Here is a 13955-nt window from a genome sequence, read left to right as displayed (position 1 = left end):
CCATGGCGACGCGCGGGCGCCGGCGCGTGAGGATCGAGGAGTCAACAGATCCGACGTCCACAGGAGGACGACATGACCACCAGGACCGCCGCACTGGCCACCATCACCGCCGCACTGACCGGCATGGTGATCGCGTTCGCGCCCGCCGCTGCCGCCGACACCACCGCCCTCGCCGACGGGCATCCGGTCGGAACCGGCCAGAACATCGGCACCGACCCGCTGATCCCGTTCGGCACGGAGCCGATTGCCCCGGTGCGCCTGGGTTACGTCGACAGCAATCACGACGAGGCCAACACCACCAACGGCGGGGTCGACACACCGTTCTGATCCGGCGCATGCTGATCGAGGTATCGAGCGCAGACGGGGGTGGTCACGATGACCGATCCGGCGCGCGTGGCGTTGCGCGCGATCTGGGCGGCGGTCGCACCGGCGTGGGGTGAGCACGCCGACGCGATCGACGGCCGGGGCGCCGTGGTGACCCGCGCGATGTTCGACGCCGTCGACCTCACACGCGGAGACGATGTTCTCGAACTCGCTGCGGGGCCCGGCAGCGTCGGTGTGGCGGCCGCGGAGGTCGTCGGGCCGGAGGGCTCGGTTGTCGTGTCCGACGTCGAACCGCAGATGGCGGCGATCGCCGCGGAGCGCGCACACCGTCGCGGCCTCGAGAACGTCACCACCCGTGTACTGGACCTCGAGAAGATCGACTGTCCAGCAGCATCGTTCGACGTCGTGCTGTGCCGGGACGGGGTGATGCTCGTAGCCGACCCGACAACGGCGGTGCGAGAGGTCCACCGCGTCCTGCGACCCGGCGGCCGGGCGGCGTTCGCCGTATGGGCGGATCGCCGACACAACCCCTGGCTGGGGGTGCTGCTCGACGCGGTCGCCGCCGAACTCGGGGTGCCGGTCCCGCCGCCGGGGATGCCGGGCCCGTTCTCTCTCGCCGAGACCGGCGCCCTCGAGGACCTGCTGGATGCGGCCGAGTTCACCGAGGTGATGGTGTGCGACGTCGAAACCCCGCTGCACGTGGCGTCATTCGAGCAGTGGTGGTCCCTGGTTCCGTCCCTGGCGGGCCCACTCGCCTCTCTTCTGGAGAGCCTGCCCGCGGAGATGACCGCGGGCATCAGGACGAGGGCCGAGGCCGACTTCGCTGCTTTCGCGGGCCCTGACGGATACGACCTACCCGGCCGGAGCATCGTCGTGAGCGGTCGTCGACTCAGCACGGTGTGACCTTCTCACGCAGTGCGTTTCAGCTCGACGATGTCGATGCTGAGCCTGCCTTCGATCGCGCTGTGTCGTCGTGTGGGTCCGGGTAGTGGTGGGGCGGTGGAGTGGTAGGTGGCGCCGGTGGGGGTTCGGTATTCGGCGGTGTGGCGGCCGTCGTGGTCGGTGGTGCTGACCTGCCAGCCGGGGGCTTCTTTGGCGTAGTTGCAGGCTTCGCAGGACCCTGCCCCGTTGCTCGCGCTGGTTTTTCCGCCTTGATGGTGGGGGGTGGCGTGGTCGTGGTGGCGGATCGGGGCGTTGCAGTACGGGGTGCGGCAGGTCTGGTCGCGCAGCCCGATGAACGCCGCCAACCCCTTCGGAAANTGGCGTGGTCGTGGTGGCGGATCGGGGCGTTGCAGTACGGGGTGCGGCAGGTCTGGTCGCGCAGCCCGATGAACGCCGCCAACCCCTTCGGAAACAGCCGCGCCCTGCTCTCCATCGCCACCAACTGCCCGCTGGACGGGTGCCGGTAGAGCCGCCGCAGTGTGGCCTTGGCGGCCTCATCAGTGACCGCATCGGAGACCAGGTCGCGCGCGACCACCGCCGGAACCGGACCGTAGCCCTGCACCCAGCCCGGGGCATCGTCCTCCCCGAACAGCGTGGTGTCGGCCAGCACCAGGTTCAGCGCAATCGGGGCGGGTTGCGCGGCGGGGCGGGCAGTCACGCGCTGGTAGAGGGTGTCGGTCATGACCTGCCCCCGCGACCGCCCATCACTGGTGGTGTCGGCTTCCCGCTTCAACGCGGCGTAGACCCCGATGCCCTGGGACAGCGGCATCAGGAACGTCAGGTACACCATCCCGTTCGGGGCGCACCGGGTCCACACCCCCGCACTCTGCGCAGCGCGGTTCTTCCGCTCGACCACCGCGGCGGCGTCCAGGCGGGCGNTACACCATCCCGTTCGGGGCGCACCGGGTCCACACCCCCGCACTCTGCGCAGCGCGGTTCTTCCGCTCGACCACCGCGGCGGCGTCCAGGCGGGCGGCGATCGCCGCGGACGCGGCTTCGATGCGCTTGTTGCCCAACCCGACCAGCGCCTGCTGATCGGCGCACAGTTCGGCATCCAACACCCGGCGGTCTTCCACGGTCAGGCAGGCCGAGGCTTTGACGATCAGGGTGGCCCGNTCGGCGCACAGTTCGGCATCCAACACCCGGCGGTCTTCCACGGTCAGGCAGGCCGAGGCTTTGACGATCAGGGTGGCCCGGTACTCGGTGAGCACCCCCGCCTCCAACGCCGCCAGGGTGTGCGGCATCTCGTGCACCAGCGCATTCGCCATCCCGAGGTGGGTGTTGCCGGTGACCGGGGCGTCGAGGCGGGCCAGCGCGATCTCCGTTGCCAACCCCCGCCCCCGCTTCCGCGCCGGCACCCCGGCGGCGTCCTCGGCCGCGCGGCGCTGCGCCGCCCACAATGCCGTCGCCCGCGCCTGCGCCGCCGCCGCGGCAGCCTTCAGCCGCTCGCAGCGCGTCACGAGGTCGCGCAGCTCGGCCTCGGAGGCCGTCGCATCGAAATCGAACATGTGTTCGAACATGGCCCCGACTCTACCTCGCCCCACCGACAAGTCACGCTCTCGCCGGCTCGGCGCCGGACACGCTGTCGAAGTACGGCCCTGATCCGCGCGATACAGCCCGTGGACGTTCGTGGCGGCGCATGCTGGCCTGCGGTGGCGCCGAGCGCAGACGGGGGTGATCGTTATGACCGATCCGGCGCGCCAGCAGGCGCCGTCAGGCCCGCCGAGGCCGACCTCGTGACGTTGTCCGACACTGATGGATACCGCTTACCCGGTAGGAACGGCGTGGGTAGCAGCCGTCGACGGAGCGCGACGTGACCGCGTGATGAGCGGCGGTAGGGGCCCGATCGGTGGGGATCGCCCAGGCGTCAACCCGTCTATCGACGATCTGATGGATCAGGCAGTGGCGGCGATCAATCGCGGCGATCGCGTCACCGCCACCGCGCTGGCAGACAATGTGTTGTCGGTCGACCATGGGAACGCCGAAGCCGAGGATCTGCTCACCGCCCCCGAAGGCGGCGAGATCCGGCGATTGACCATTCTTTATGTCGATCTTGTGGATTCAGCGGTGCTGGCGGACCAAGGCGGCCTCGACGCGTACGGAGACTTGATCCGCCGCTATCACGACGTGGTGGTGGGCACCGTCCTTCACTACGACGGCTACGTCGACTGCCCGACCGGCGAGACAATCCTCGCGGTCTTCGGTCACCCGGTCGCCCATGAAGACGATGCGCGGCGCGCGGTGCTTGCGGCTCTGGAGATCACCGATGAGGCGGAAGGGGTGGGCCGGTCGTTTGAGCACCGTTTCGGCATGCGGATCGCGGTGCGGGCGGGCGTTCACCGAGGACTCGTCTACCTCGACACCGCGCAGAACGACGTCTACGGTCTGGGCGCCAATCTAGCGGCCCGAGTGGCCGGCCTGGCATCTCCGGGAACCGTGGTGGTGTCCGCGTCGATCGCCCGGTTGATCGGAAACGTCTTCGACTTGGCTGCGTGCGAACCGGCCACGGTCAAAGGAGTCGCCGAGTTGGTCACCCACCACCGCGTGCTGGGTGAACGAATGACCCAGACCGTCTGCATTCCGCTCGTGGGACGCGACCGCGAACTGGCGCAGTTACGACGTTTCTGGGCGCAGGCGCAGTCCGCCGCCTTGACCACTCCGGGCGTGGTATTGCGCGGCGAGGCGGGTATCGGCAAGTCATCGCTGGCGGCCGCCGCGGTGCGACGTGCGCAGGACTCCGGCGCGGTGGTGCTGACCTTGGGCGGGTCGGCGATGCACACTGAAACCGGTCTGCATCCGATCCGTCGCCTTATGGCAACTCGTTGCAACATAACCAGAATCACGTCCCCATCCGACTGTCTGGAGTTGCTCGAGGCAGAGTTGGTAGGGCTGGGGCGAGATCCAGCGTGTGATGTTCCGTTGCTGGCGCCGGTGCTGGGCATCGGGCCCGAGCACGGTTACGAGCCCGCCGCCGCGGAAGGAGGACGGCTCTATCGCCTTGTCGGAGAGGCGGTTCAGCGCTATCTGTCGGCGTGTCTCGGCCCTGATCCGGCACTGATGCTGATCGAGGACGGACACGTCCTCGATCGGACCACCGTCGAGACGATCGGCTCACTTCTGGTGGCTGCCGACGGCCGACTGCTCGTGGTGGTAACGGGCCGCCCCGGCGCGTGGCTGCCGGCCGATTGGCCCGTGACCGTGCTCGATCTGCACCCGTTGACCCGTGATGAGGCCGAGGCCCTGATCAGCGTCCTCGCCCCGGACGTGTCGGCGGATGTCCGGGCAGCGGTGGTCGAGCGCTGCGACGGGATCCCGTTCTACATCGAGCAGGTCGCGAGCGGGCTCACCCAGACCGGCGTTCCGGAAGGACTCTACGAGCCCTTGCTCGCCCGGCTGCGCGCGAGCGCCGGCGTGGTCCCGGTCGTGGAGGCAGCGGCATTGATCGGCCGCAGGCTTGACGCCGACGTGTTGCGCTCCGTGGTCGACCTGAGCGACGACGCGCTCGACCGGATCCTCGACGAGCTCGCGGACGCGCGGGTGCTCGAGCCGGCGGGACCGAGCGCGTGGCGTTTCCGCCATGAACTGCTTCGCGAGCTCGCTACGGAGTTGGCGCCGCCGAGTCTGCGCCGCACCCTGCATGCCAAGATCGCCGCCGCTCTCGTCGGTGGCGTGGGAGCAGAGCTCGACTGGCAACTGGTGGCCACGCACTACGAGCAGGCCGAGAACCACGGTGAGGCGGTGTCGGCGTATCAGCGGGCATCGGTGGGCGCGCGTCGGCGCGGTGCACTCGCGGAGGCACGCGGGCACCTCTCCCGCGCACTGGCTCAGGTCGACGCTCAGCCACCAGGTCGGGGCCGTGACAAGCGCGAGCTGGCGGTACGTCTGGAACGGGGCTTCCTGGCGAGCGCCGCCGAGGGTCCGATGAATCCCGCGACATCGAGGGACTTCGAGGAGTGCCTGCGGTTGGGCGGCGCGGACGTGCACGACGACGACGTGGTCGGCACACTGCTTGCCCTGGGCGGCTACTACTTCGCCGTCGGAGATCTGTTTCGATCCACGGCGGTACTTGGCTCCCTACGCGCGGGCATGACCGACGAGCGGGCGTACTTCCGAACAGTTGTCGACGCCTGCCTCGGTGTCGAGGAGTGGATGAACGGCGCCTTCGCGGTGGCACGCGAGCAGATGGCCGAGGCGACGGCCGCGTTCGCCGCCGCGGGTCACCGCAGCCTGGAATCGCTGTGGTTCGCCCCGACCGACCCGATCGTCATGGCGCACGGGGTCCTCGGTCTGGATCGGATTGCCGGCGGCGACCTCGCGGCGGCGGAGGCACAGATCGCGCTGGCCGCGCGCCGCGCTGCACTCTTGAGCTTCCCGCAAGGCCCGTTCAGTTGGGCTTTCACTCGCTTTTTCGAGACCTGGATCTGCATCGAGGCAGGCCAATTCGGGCAAGCCGCTGCGCTGGCCGACGGGTTGATCAAGCACGCCGATCGATACGGCTTCGAGGTGTGGGCATTGTGGGGCGACGCTCAACGCGCTGTTGTCGACGCTCTGAGTGCCATCGGCGGTGACGCCGAGGTTCTTTCTGAGCGCACAGACCGCGCGACCGCCATCATCGAGTCGGTCCGCCGAGTCGGACTGAACGTGTTCATTACGTTGTTCGACGGCGCTCTGGCGAAGGTACTGACCGCCGGTGGTCGGAGGGAGGACGCCCGCGTCCGCCTCGACAGAGCACTCGCGCTGGGCAGCGACATCGGTATGCGCTTCTACGAGGCCGAATTGCTCCGTCTTCGGGCGCACACCCACACCGATCTCGACTCCGGCCGGGCAGATCTGGCGGCAGCCCTCGACATAGCCCGCGATCAGCGTGCCCATCTGTACGAATTGCGTTCCGCACTCGACGATTTCGCGCTACGCGGGGAACCCGCCCGGGGTGCCCTGTCGGCCGTGAACGGTCGGTTCGCCATCGACAACCCGCTCCCGGAGCGAACCCGTTGCCTGGCTGTCCTGGCGGCAGCCACTCCGGAGGCACAGTGATGGAACGGCGCGCAGTCCGCTGGGCGTTGGATGTCACCGGCTCGGAAGGCGCTCACTCAGCACTCGAAGGTAGATCACCTTCTCTTCGGGATCCCCGGCCTGCGGTGAGGACTGCGCTTGCAGGTCGAAGTCGTCGCCGACCGTAGCAAGCAGTTCCGGCGTGATCACGACAGCACCCGGTGATGCGAGCCCGGAGATCCGGGTCGCCTGATTGGCGGTCGATCCGGCGAAATCCGGTTGAGCTCCGTCGAGATCGGCGGCGAGATAGGCAGGACCCGAATGCACACCCACCCGGACTTCGACGCGGAAACCCCAGCGACGCTCGACTTGTTCACTGAGCCTGGAAACCTCACGCACGATCTCCAGTCCCGCCCGGATCGCACGATGCGCATCGTCGGACCTAGAGATCGGATGACCGAATACGGCCAACAGTCCGTCGCCCTTGGTGGAACCGATACGTCCCTGGTGCCGTTCGACCGCATGCAGCACCTGCTCGCGGTAGCGCCCCACCACCATCCGATACGTCTCGGGTTCCATTCGGGCGGACAACGCCGTCGAATCCACCAGGTCGGCGAAGAACATCGTGACTGCAACGATCTCGCCGCGCCCGAGGGGGGCGAGCGAATCGTCGCCGGCAGGACCGTCGATCACCTCGACATGGTGTCACTCCCATCAGCACTCTGTGCCCGTCCTCCTGGTATTCACGGCGGGAGTACCGCACTGGATCGATCTGGTGCAGAGGCCGGACAAGTCACGCTCTCGCCGGGTCGGCGAGCACCGGTGCGAACGCGAGCTCGGCCGCGCCGATCATCAATGTCTCGGCTCCGAGCGTGGCGGCGACGACGCGGACCAGGTCCCTCGGCCCGCCCATGCTGCGGCGGGACAGTTCCTCCCGGAGCACGCCACCTGCGTAGGCGGGGAAGGCCCGCAGGAATCCGCCGAGGACGATCAGGCGCGGGTTCAGCATGTTGATCGCGTTACCCAGAGCGACGGCAAGGGCGCGGGCCTGCCGGTGGAGCACGTCGCGCTCGGCGTCGGTGGGGCAGGGCGGTGGCGCCGACGGATCGGCACGGTCCAGTTCGGCGATCAGCCGCGCCAGAGGCGCCTGGGTCACCTCGGTCTCCAGGCAGCCGACGCTGCCGCAGTGGCACGGTTCGCTCCCGCCCACATAGGTGTGCCCCAACTCGCCCGCATAACCGGCGACCCCCTCGAGCAATCCGCCGGCGACGACGAAACCCGCCCCGATGCCGCTCGGTCCGCCGTTGACGTAGATCAGGTGACCGGCGTCGTGATGGTCGCCGAACAGATGCTCTGCGGTGGCTCCGACGTTGGCGTCGTTGGCGGCATAGACCAGCAATCCCGTTGCTGCACAGAGCATCTCGCCGATCGCGACATCGTGCCAGTCGAGATTGGGCGCCAGCTGAACCACCGACTCGGGGCCGTGCACCAGCCCGGGCACCGCGACACCGACGGCCGTCAGCGCCGCCCCGTCGGGCAGATCGCGACGGATGCGGTCGATGACGTCCGTCGCCACCACCACCGTGTCCGCCGGCGTCGGCACGCGGTCGGTGGGGCGGCGGACGATCTCGAGTACCGCCCCGCCCATCGCGACCACTCCGATACTGACAGCGTCGACCTCCGGGGTGACGGTGGCGGCCAGGATTCGACGGGCGGGACGCACGATGGGACTCGGCCTGCCGACTTGCGAGATCGATGGGGCAGGCGATTCCTCGACCAGACCCCGCGCCGTCAACTCCTCGACGAGATCCTTTGTGGTGGAACGGGACAACCCGGTGCGACGGGTCAGCTCGGCGCGGCTGAGAGCGCGATTGCGGTGGACGAGGGTCAGGACGCTGGACAGGTTGCGCCGCCTGACGTCATCGGCGCTGGTGCCCATGCGGGCGCCCCGGCGACCCTCGCTCGGTTCCATGCATGCCCTCGCCTTCGGCCTTGACAGTGGTGCAGGCCACATCTTATGTTCGCGCAGAGAACAAAATACACATCCTGGAGCTTTCTCATGACCGTTCTGGAATCCGGCACCGCCGCCTCGGATGCGCTGTCGCCGACCCCGTCCGACAAATTCTCCTTCGGTCTGTGGACCATCGGCTGGCCGGCGAACGACCCGTTCGGCGTCGCCACCCGGCCCGCGCTCGACGTGGTGGAGGCCGTCGAGCGGCTCGCCGAACTGGGTGCCTACGGGCTGACCTTCCACGACGACGACCTCTTCCCGTTCGGCAGCTCCGAGGCCGAGCGGCGGCGGATGATCGACAGGCTGAGTGCCGCGCTGTCGGCCACCGGGCTGGTGGTGCCGATGGTGACCACCAACCTGTTCACCCAGCCGGTGTTCAAAGACGGCGGGTTCACCAGCAACGACCGCGGGGTGCGTCGTTTCGCGTTGCGCAAGGTCCTGCGCAACCTCGACCTCGCCATGGAACTCGGCGCCGAGACGTTCGTGCTGTGGGGCGGGCGCGAGGGCAGTGAATACGATTCGGCCAAGGACGTGCAGGCCGCCTTCGAGCGCTACCGCGAGGCGCTGGATCTGTTGTGCCAGTATGTGATCGACCAGGGCAGCGGACTGCGGTTCGCCATCGAGCCCAAGCCCAACGAACCCCGCGGCGACATCCTGCTGCCGACCGTCGGGCACGCGCTGGCGTTCATCGACACCCTCGCCCACCCCGAGATGGTCGGCGTCAATCCCGAGACGGGCCACGAGCAGATGGCCGGTTTGAATTTCATGCACGGCATCAGCCAGGCGCTCTACAGCGGCAAGCTCTTCCACATCGACCTCAACGGTCAGCGCGGCATCAAGTTCGACCAGGACCTCGTGTTCGGCCACGGCGATCTGGCCAACGCGTTCGCACTGGTCGATCTGCTCGAACACGGCGGACCGGAGGGCGGCCCTGCCTACACCGGGCCGCGGCACTTCGACTACAAGCCCAGTCGCACCGAAGACATGGCGGGGGTGTGGGCGTCGGCGGCGGCGAACATGCGGATGTATCTGCTTCTGCGCGAACGTGCCGCCGCGTTCCGCGCCGATCCCGCCGTCGTCGAGGCAATGACCCAGGCTAAGGTCGCCGATCTGCGGGCGCCGACGCTCGATCCTGGCGAAACCTATGCCGACCTGCTCGCCGACCGGTCCGCCTACGAGGATTTCGACACCGATTCCTACTTCGGCGCAAAGGGATTCGGCTTCGTCGCGCTCAACCAGCTGGCGCTCGAGCACCTGATGGGCGCGCGGTGAGCCGCTGGACGTGACGTGTATCACGTTATAAGTTGCCCCAGATAACAAAACTCGTTCGGAGGCCAGTCCCGTGAAACGTACGCGCACCCTGCTCACCGCCCTGCTCACGACCACCGTCGTGGCGGTCAGCCTCAGCGGCTGCAGCAGTTCCGATTCCGGCGGCGGAAGCAGCCAGAGCGGTAAAGGCAAGATCGGCGTCATCCTGCCCGACACGAAATCGTCGGTGCGGTGGGAGACCAAGGACCGTCCCGCGCTCGAGGCCGCCTTCAAGGAGGCGGGGGTGGAGTACAACATCCAGAACGCCGAGGGTTCGGCCGACCAGATGGCGACCATCGCCGACGGCATGATCGCCGATGGCGTCACGGTGCTGGCGATCGTCAACCTGGATTCCGACAGCGGCGCCTCCATCCAGCAGAAGGCCGCATCACAAGGGGTCAAGACCATCGACTACGACCGGCTCACCCTCGGCGGTTCGGCCGATGCCTACGTCTCGTTCGACAACACCAAAGTCGGTGAGCTGCAGGGCCAGGGCCTCGTGGACTGCCTCGGCGGTAAGCCCGCCAATGTGGTGTTCCTCAACGGCTCGCCCACCGACAACAACGCCACCCTGTTCTCCACCGGCGCACACTCGGTGATCGACGCGACCCCGAGCATCAAGAACGTGGGGGAGCAGGCCGTGCCGGATTGGGACAACGACAAGGCGGTCACCATCTTCGAGCAGCTCTACACCGCGGCAGGCGGAAAGGTCGACGGCGTCTACGCCGCCAACGACGGGCTGGCCGGCTCGGTGATCTCGATCCTGGACAAGAACAAGCGCGCCGGCCAGGTGCCGGTCACCGGGCAGGACGCCACCGTCGAGGGCCTGCAGAACATCCTCGCCGGCACCCAGTGCATGACCGTGTACAAGTCCGCCACCGAGGAGGCGGGCGCGCTGGCCAAGGCCGCGATCGCGTTGGCCAACGGTCAGACGCCCGAGACCAACAGCACCTCCCGTGACGATCAGGGCAACCGCGACGTGCCGTCGGTGCTCCTGACGCCGAAGTCGATCACCAAGGACAACGTCGACGTCGTGTTCACTGACGGCGGCCAGTCCAAGGACGAGGTGTGCGCCGGCCAGTTCGCGGCGATGTGCTCGGCGGCGGGACTGTAGAGCCGACATGGTCGATAGGGTCGGCACGGTCTCGGCCAGCGAGCCCATCCTCGAACTGCGCTCTGTCAACAAGAGTTTCGGCGTCGTGCACGTGCTGCACGACATCGACTTCCGGGTCTATCCCGGACAGGTCACCGCGCTGGTCGGTGACAACGGCGCGGGAAAGTCCACTCTGGTCAAGGCGATCGCGGGGATCCATCCCATCGACACCGGCACCTACCTCTTCGAGGGGCAGCCGGTCACCGTGCACGGTCCCAACGACGTCGCGGCGCTCGGCGTCGAGGTCGTCTATCAGGATCTGGCGCTGTGCGACAACCTCGACATCGTCGAGAACATGTTCCTGGGAAGGGAACTGACCCACCGCGGCGTGCTCGACGAGGCCCGCATGGAGACGATGGCGCGCGACGCGCTGAAGTCGCTGTCGGTGCGCACCGTCACCTCGGTGCGCCAGACGGTGTCGAGCCTGTCGGGCGGGCAGCGCCAGACTGTAGCGATCGCGAAGTCGGTGCTGTGGAACTCGAAAGTTGTTCTGCTGGACGAGCCCACGGCCGCGCTCGGCGTCGCACAGACCAAACAGGTCATCGATCTGGTGCGCCGGCTGGCCGACCAGGGGGTGGGCGTCGTGCTGATCTCGCACAACCTGGCCGACGTCTTCGAGGTGGCCGACCGGATCTGTGCGCTGTATCTGGGCCGGGTGGCTGCGGATGTCAAGACCACCGACGTGACCCACAGCCAGGTCGTCGAACTGATCACCGCCGGGCGCTCCGGCAGCCTCGGGCTGGCGCCGGCCGAGGCCGCGGAGTCGATGTAGTGAAGGACACGCAATGACCACACTCGGTTCGCCCGCCGGCGGTGCGGTGGCCGCGTCCGATTTCGCCGCGGACACGCACTCGGACGCCGGGTTCGGTGACGCGGTGCGGGCGTACGTCCGCCGGGTCCGCGGCGGTGACATGGGGTCACTTCCCGCGGTGCTGGGGCTCATCGTGCTGTTCGTGGTGTTCGGTCTCGCGAACGACCGCTTCATGTCGGCGCTGAACTTGGCCAACCTGATCACGCAGGCCGGCTCGATCTGTGTGCTGGCGATGGGCCTGGTGTTCGTGCTGCTGCTCGGCGACATCGACCTGTCCGCCGGCGTGGCGGGCGGGGTGTCGGCGTGCGTGATGGCACTGACCATCGTGGAGGCGCAGTGGCCGTGGTGGGCGGCGGTGCTGGCCGGCATCGCGTGCGGCGCGGCGATCGGTCTGGCCATCGGCGTGCTGCGAGCCAAGCTCGGAATCCCGTCGTTCGTCGTGACGTTGGCGTTCTTCCTCGGGTTGCAGGGCGTCACCCTCAAGCTCATCGGGGAGGGCGGCTCGGTGCGCGTGGACAACCCGGTCATCCGCGGTCTGACGGTGAGCAACCTGCCCGTGACGGTCGGATGGGCGATCGCGTTCGCGGTGGTCGTCGGGTTCGGCGCGCTCGAGGTCTGGCAGTACCAGCGCAAGCGGTCCCTGCAGTTGGCGCACGCCCCGCTCGGCGTGGTCATCGCGCGTGTGGTCGCCGTCGCCGCCGTGGTTCTCGGTGTCACGTTCGTGCTGAGCGTGAATCGCAGCGTCAACCCGAACGTGCAGATCCGCGGGGTGCCCTATGTGCTGCCACTGATCCTGGTGCTGCTGATCGCGATGACGCTGCTGCTCAAGCGGACTGCGTACGGACGGCACATCTACGCCGTCGGCGGTAACGCCGAGGCTGCCCGCCGGGCCGGCATCTCGGTCAACCGTATCCGGGTTTCGGTGTTCATCGCCTGCTCGTCGCTGGCCGCGCTGAGCGGGATCATCGCCGCGTCCTACGCCGGGAAGGTGTCCGCGTCGTCGGGGGCGGGCAACACGCTGCTGTACGCGGTCGGTGCGGCGGTGATCGGCGGCACCAGCCTGTTCGGTGGCCGCGGCCGCGCGGTCGACGCGGTGATCGGCGGCGTCGTCGTGGCAACGATCGCCAACGGGCTCGGGCTGCTCAACCAGTCGTCGTACATCAACTTCCTGGTGACCGGCGGCGTGCTGCTGCTCGCCGCGAGCGTGGACGCGATCTCGCGGCGCCGTCGCTCGTCGACCGGGCTGGGGTGAGCGCTCAGCTCAGCCAGCCGCCGATGCGGCGCAGCGCCTCCTCGATGTCGGCGGTCGGCCCGGCGAAGGACAGCCGGACGTACGCGCCGCCGCGCACGGTGTCGAAGTCGACGCCCGGAGCGATCGCAACCCCGGTGTCACTCAACAGCTTCGAACAGAAGCTCAGCGAGTCGGTGGTCCACTGCGACACGTCGGCGTAGACGTAGAACGCCCCGTCGGTGGGTGCGAGCCGATCGACCCCGATCGCGCGCAGGCCGTCGAGCAGCAGCGTGCGGTTGGCCGCGTACCCGTCGAGCAGGGACTCCGCCTCGGCGATCGACTCCGGCGTGAACGCGGCGACGGCGGCCAGCTGCGGCAGCACCGGCGGACAGATGGTGAAGTTGCCCGTCAGGCGATCGACGGCGCGCCTGAGCTCCCGGGGTACCAGCATCCATCCCAGCCGCCAGCCCGTCATCGCGAAGTACTTCGAGAAACTGTTCATCACAACGGATTCCCGGGAGGTCTCCCAGGCGCAGCTGGTCGCCGGGGCTCCGGGATACACCAGCCCGTGGTAGACCTCGTCGCTGATCAGGCGCACCCCCGACGATGCGCACCAGCCGGCGATCGCGGCGAGCTCGTCGGGCGGGATCACGGTGCCGGTCGGATTGGCCGGACTCGCGACGATCACCCCGGCGACCGGCGGATCCAGTTCGGTGAGCATCGCCAGCGCCGGCTGGAACCGGGTGTCGGGGCCGCACGGCAACTCGACGACCTCGCAGCCGAGGGCCGTCAGGATGTTGCGATAGCAGGGATATCCGGGGCTGGCGATCGCCACCCGGTCGCCGGCGTCGAAACAGGCCAGGAACGCCAGCAGGAAGCCCCCGGAGGAGCCCGTCGTGATCACGACGTCGTCGGGGTCGACGGTGAGTCCGTGGCGGTGTTCGTACGCCCCGGCGATCGCGGCGCGCAGCTCTGGGATGCCGAGGGCGACGGTGTAGCCGAGCCGGTCGTGCTGCAGGGCGGTGACGGCAGCGTCCCGGACCGCCGCCGGCGCACCGGCGCTCGGCTGTCCGGCGGACAGGTTGACCAGGTCGCCGTGCGTGCGCGCCCGCTCCGCGGCGGCCAGCCACACGTCCATCACATAGAACGGGGGGATGCCGGCCCGCAGCGAGACGCTCATCCC

General features: G+C 68.6%; 10 protein-coding genes and 4 pseudogenes. 7 read left to right on the top strand and 7 right to left on the bottom strand.

Features of this window, described 5'->3' with window-relative positions:
* Window positions 1-72: 72 nt before the first annotated feature.
* Both MCHUDSM44219_RS12445 and MCHUDSM44219_RS12440 read left to right on the top strand, forming a co-directional pair.
* Complete coding sequence (locus MCHUDSM44219_RS12445; RefSeq protein WP_048418552.1) at window positions 73-327, top strand: hypothetical protein; 255 nt, start codon at window positions 73-75, stop codon at window positions 325-327.
* 48 nt (window positions 328-375) lie between these two features.
* Window positions 376-1227 carry a class I SAM-dependent methyltransferase gene (locus MCHUDSM44219_RS12440; RefSeq protein ID WP_048418687.1) on the top strand — a complete coding sequence of 284 codons (852 nt, stop codon included), beginning with the start codon at window positions 376-378 and terminating at the stop codon, window positions 1225-1227.
* A gap of 5 nt (window positions 1228-1232) precedes the next feature.
* On the opposite strand, the pseudogene MCHUDSM44219_RS30980 reads toward MCHUDSM44219_RS12440, so the two are convergent.
* The 4 pseudogenes from MCHUDSM44219_RS30980 to MCHUDSM44219_RS30965 all read right to left on the bottom strand — a co-directional run.
* Window positions 1233-1583, bottom strand: a pseudogene (locus tag MCHUDSM44219_RS30980) (HNH endonuclease); the annotation flags it as partial.
* 1 nt (window position 1584) lies between these two features.
* Window positions 1585-2144 (bottom strand): annotated as a pseudogene (locus MCHUDSM44219_RS30975) (HNH endonuclease); the annotation flags it as partial.
* Between the two features lies 1 nt (window position 2145).
* Window positions 2146-2381 (bottom strand): annotated as a pseudogene (locus MCHUDSM44219_RS30970) (HNH endonuclease); the annotation flags it as partial.
* A gap of 1 nt (window position 2382) precedes the next feature.
* Window positions 2383-2786: pseudogene (locus MCHUDSM44219_RS30965) on the bottom strand (HNH endonuclease); the annotation flags it as partial.
* A 370-nt stretch (window positions 2787-3156) separates the two neighbouring features.
* On the opposite strand from MCHUDSM44219_RS30965, the gene MCHUDSM44219_RS12430 reads away from it, so the two are divergent.
* On the top strand, window positions 3157-6300 hold the full coding sequence (locus tag MCHUDSM44219_RS12430; protein ID WP_236695441.1) for an ATP-binding protein: 3144 nt from the start codon (window positions 3157-3159) through the stop codon (window positions 6298-6300).
* Between the two features lie 33 nt (window positions 6301-6333).
* On the opposite strand, the gene MCHUDSM44219_RS12425 is transcribed toward MCHUDSM44219_RS12430, so the two are convergent.
* Window positions 6334-6951 carry an adenylate/guanylate cyclase domain-containing protein gene (locus tag MCHUDSM44219_RS12425; RefSeq protein ID WP_053081235.1) on the bottom strand — a complete coding sequence of 206 codons (618 nt, stop codon included), beginning with the start codon at window positions 6949-6951 and terminating at the stop codon, window positions 6334-6336.
* Window positions 6952-7051: 100 nt separating this feature from the next.
* Entirely contained in the window at window positions 7052-8230 is a 1179-nt protein-coding gene (locus MCHUDSM44219_RS12420) for an ROK family transcriptional regulator (RefSeq protein WP_082162164.1), read from the bottom strand.
* An 87-nt stretch (window positions 8231-8317) separates the two neighbouring features.
* On the opposite strand from MCHUDSM44219_RS12420, the gene xylA reads away from it, so the two are divergent.
* From xylA to MCHUDSM44219_RS12400, 4 genes are all read left to right on the top strand, one after another.
* Complete coding sequence (xylA, locus tag MCHUDSM44219_RS12415) at window positions 8318-9541, top strand: xylose isomerase (RefSeq protein WP_048418550.1); 1224 nt, start codon at window positions 8318-8320, stop codon at window positions 9539-9541.
* Between the two features lie 70 nt (window positions 9542-9611).
* Window positions 9612-10691 (top strand): sugar ABC transporter substrate-binding protein, encoded by a 1080-nt coding sequence (locus tag MCHUDSM44219_RS12410; RefSeq protein ID WP_048418549.1) that lies wholly within the window; start codon window positions 9612-9614, stop codon window positions 10689-10691.
* Between the two features lie 7 nt (window positions 10692-10698).
* A complete protein-coding gene (locus MCHUDSM44219_RS12405; protein WP_048418548.1) occupies window positions 10699-11502 on the top strand; it encodes an ATP-binding cassette domain-containing protein in 804 nt (267 codons plus the stop codon).
* Window positions 11503-11515: 13 nt separating this feature from the next.
* Window positions 11516-12793, top strand: coding sequence for a sugar ABC transporter permease (locus MCHUDSM44219_RS12400; RefSeq protein WP_048418547.1), 1278 nt, complete (start codon window positions 11516-11518; stop codon window positions 12791-12793).
* 4 nt (window positions 12794-12797) lie between these two features.
* On the opposite strand, the gene MCHUDSM44219_RS12395 is transcribed toward MCHUDSM44219_RS12400, so the two are convergent.
* Window positions 12798-13952, bottom strand: coding sequence for a pyridoxal phosphate-dependent aminotransferase (locus tag MCHUDSM44219_RS12395; protein WP_048418546.1), 1155 nt, complete (start codon window positions 13950-13952; stop codon window positions 12798-12800).
* Window positions 13953-13955 lie beyond the last annotated feature (3 nt).

The sequence above is a fragment of the Mycolicibacterium chubuense genome, assembly GCF_001044255.1.
GTDB classification, from domain to species: Bacteria; Actinomycetota; Actinomycetes; order Mycobacteriales; family Mycobacteriaceae; genus Mycobacterium; species Mycobacterium chubuense.
Note: the sequence above shows the minus strand (reverse complement) of the source record. Positions and strands in the feature narration are given on the sequence as shown.

Excerpts from the sequence above, each read along its gene's own strand:
- MCHUDSM44219_RS12405 (WP_048418548.1), top strand. The coding sequence starts at position 10,699 with ATGGTCGATAGGGTCGGCACGGTCTCGGCCAGCGAGCCCATCCTCGAA.
- MCHUDSM44219_RS12395 (WP_048418546.1), bottom strand. The coding sequence starts at position 13,952 with ATGAGCGTCTCGCTGCGGGCCGGCATCCCCCCGTTCTATGTGATGGAC.
- MCHUDSM44219_RS12445 (WP_048418552.1), top strand. The coding sequence starts at position 73 with ATGACCACCAGGACCGCCGCACTGGCCACCATCACCGCCGCACTGACC.
- MCHUDSM44219_RS12400 (WP_048418547.1), top strand. The coding sequence starts at position 11,516 with ATGACCACACTCGGTTCGCCCGCCGGCGGTGCGGTGGCCGCGTCCGAT.
- MCHUDSM44219_RS12430 (WP_236695441.1), top strand. The coding sequence starts at position 3,157 with ATGGATCAGGCAGTGGCGGCGATCAATCGCGGCGATCGCGTCACCGCC.
- MCHUDSM44219_RS12440 (WP_048418687.1), top strand. The coding sequence starts at position 376 with ATGACCGATCCGGCGCGCGTGGCGTTGCGCGCGATCTGGGCGGCGGTC.
- xylA (WP_048418550.1), top strand. The coding sequence starts at position 8,318 with ATGACCGTTCTGGAATCCGGCACCGCCGCCTCGGATGCGCTGTCGCCG.
- MCHUDSM44219_RS12420 (WP_082162164.1), bottom strand. The coding sequence starts at position 8,230 with ATGGAACCGAGCGAGGGTCGCCGGGGCGCCCGCATGGGCACCAGCGCC.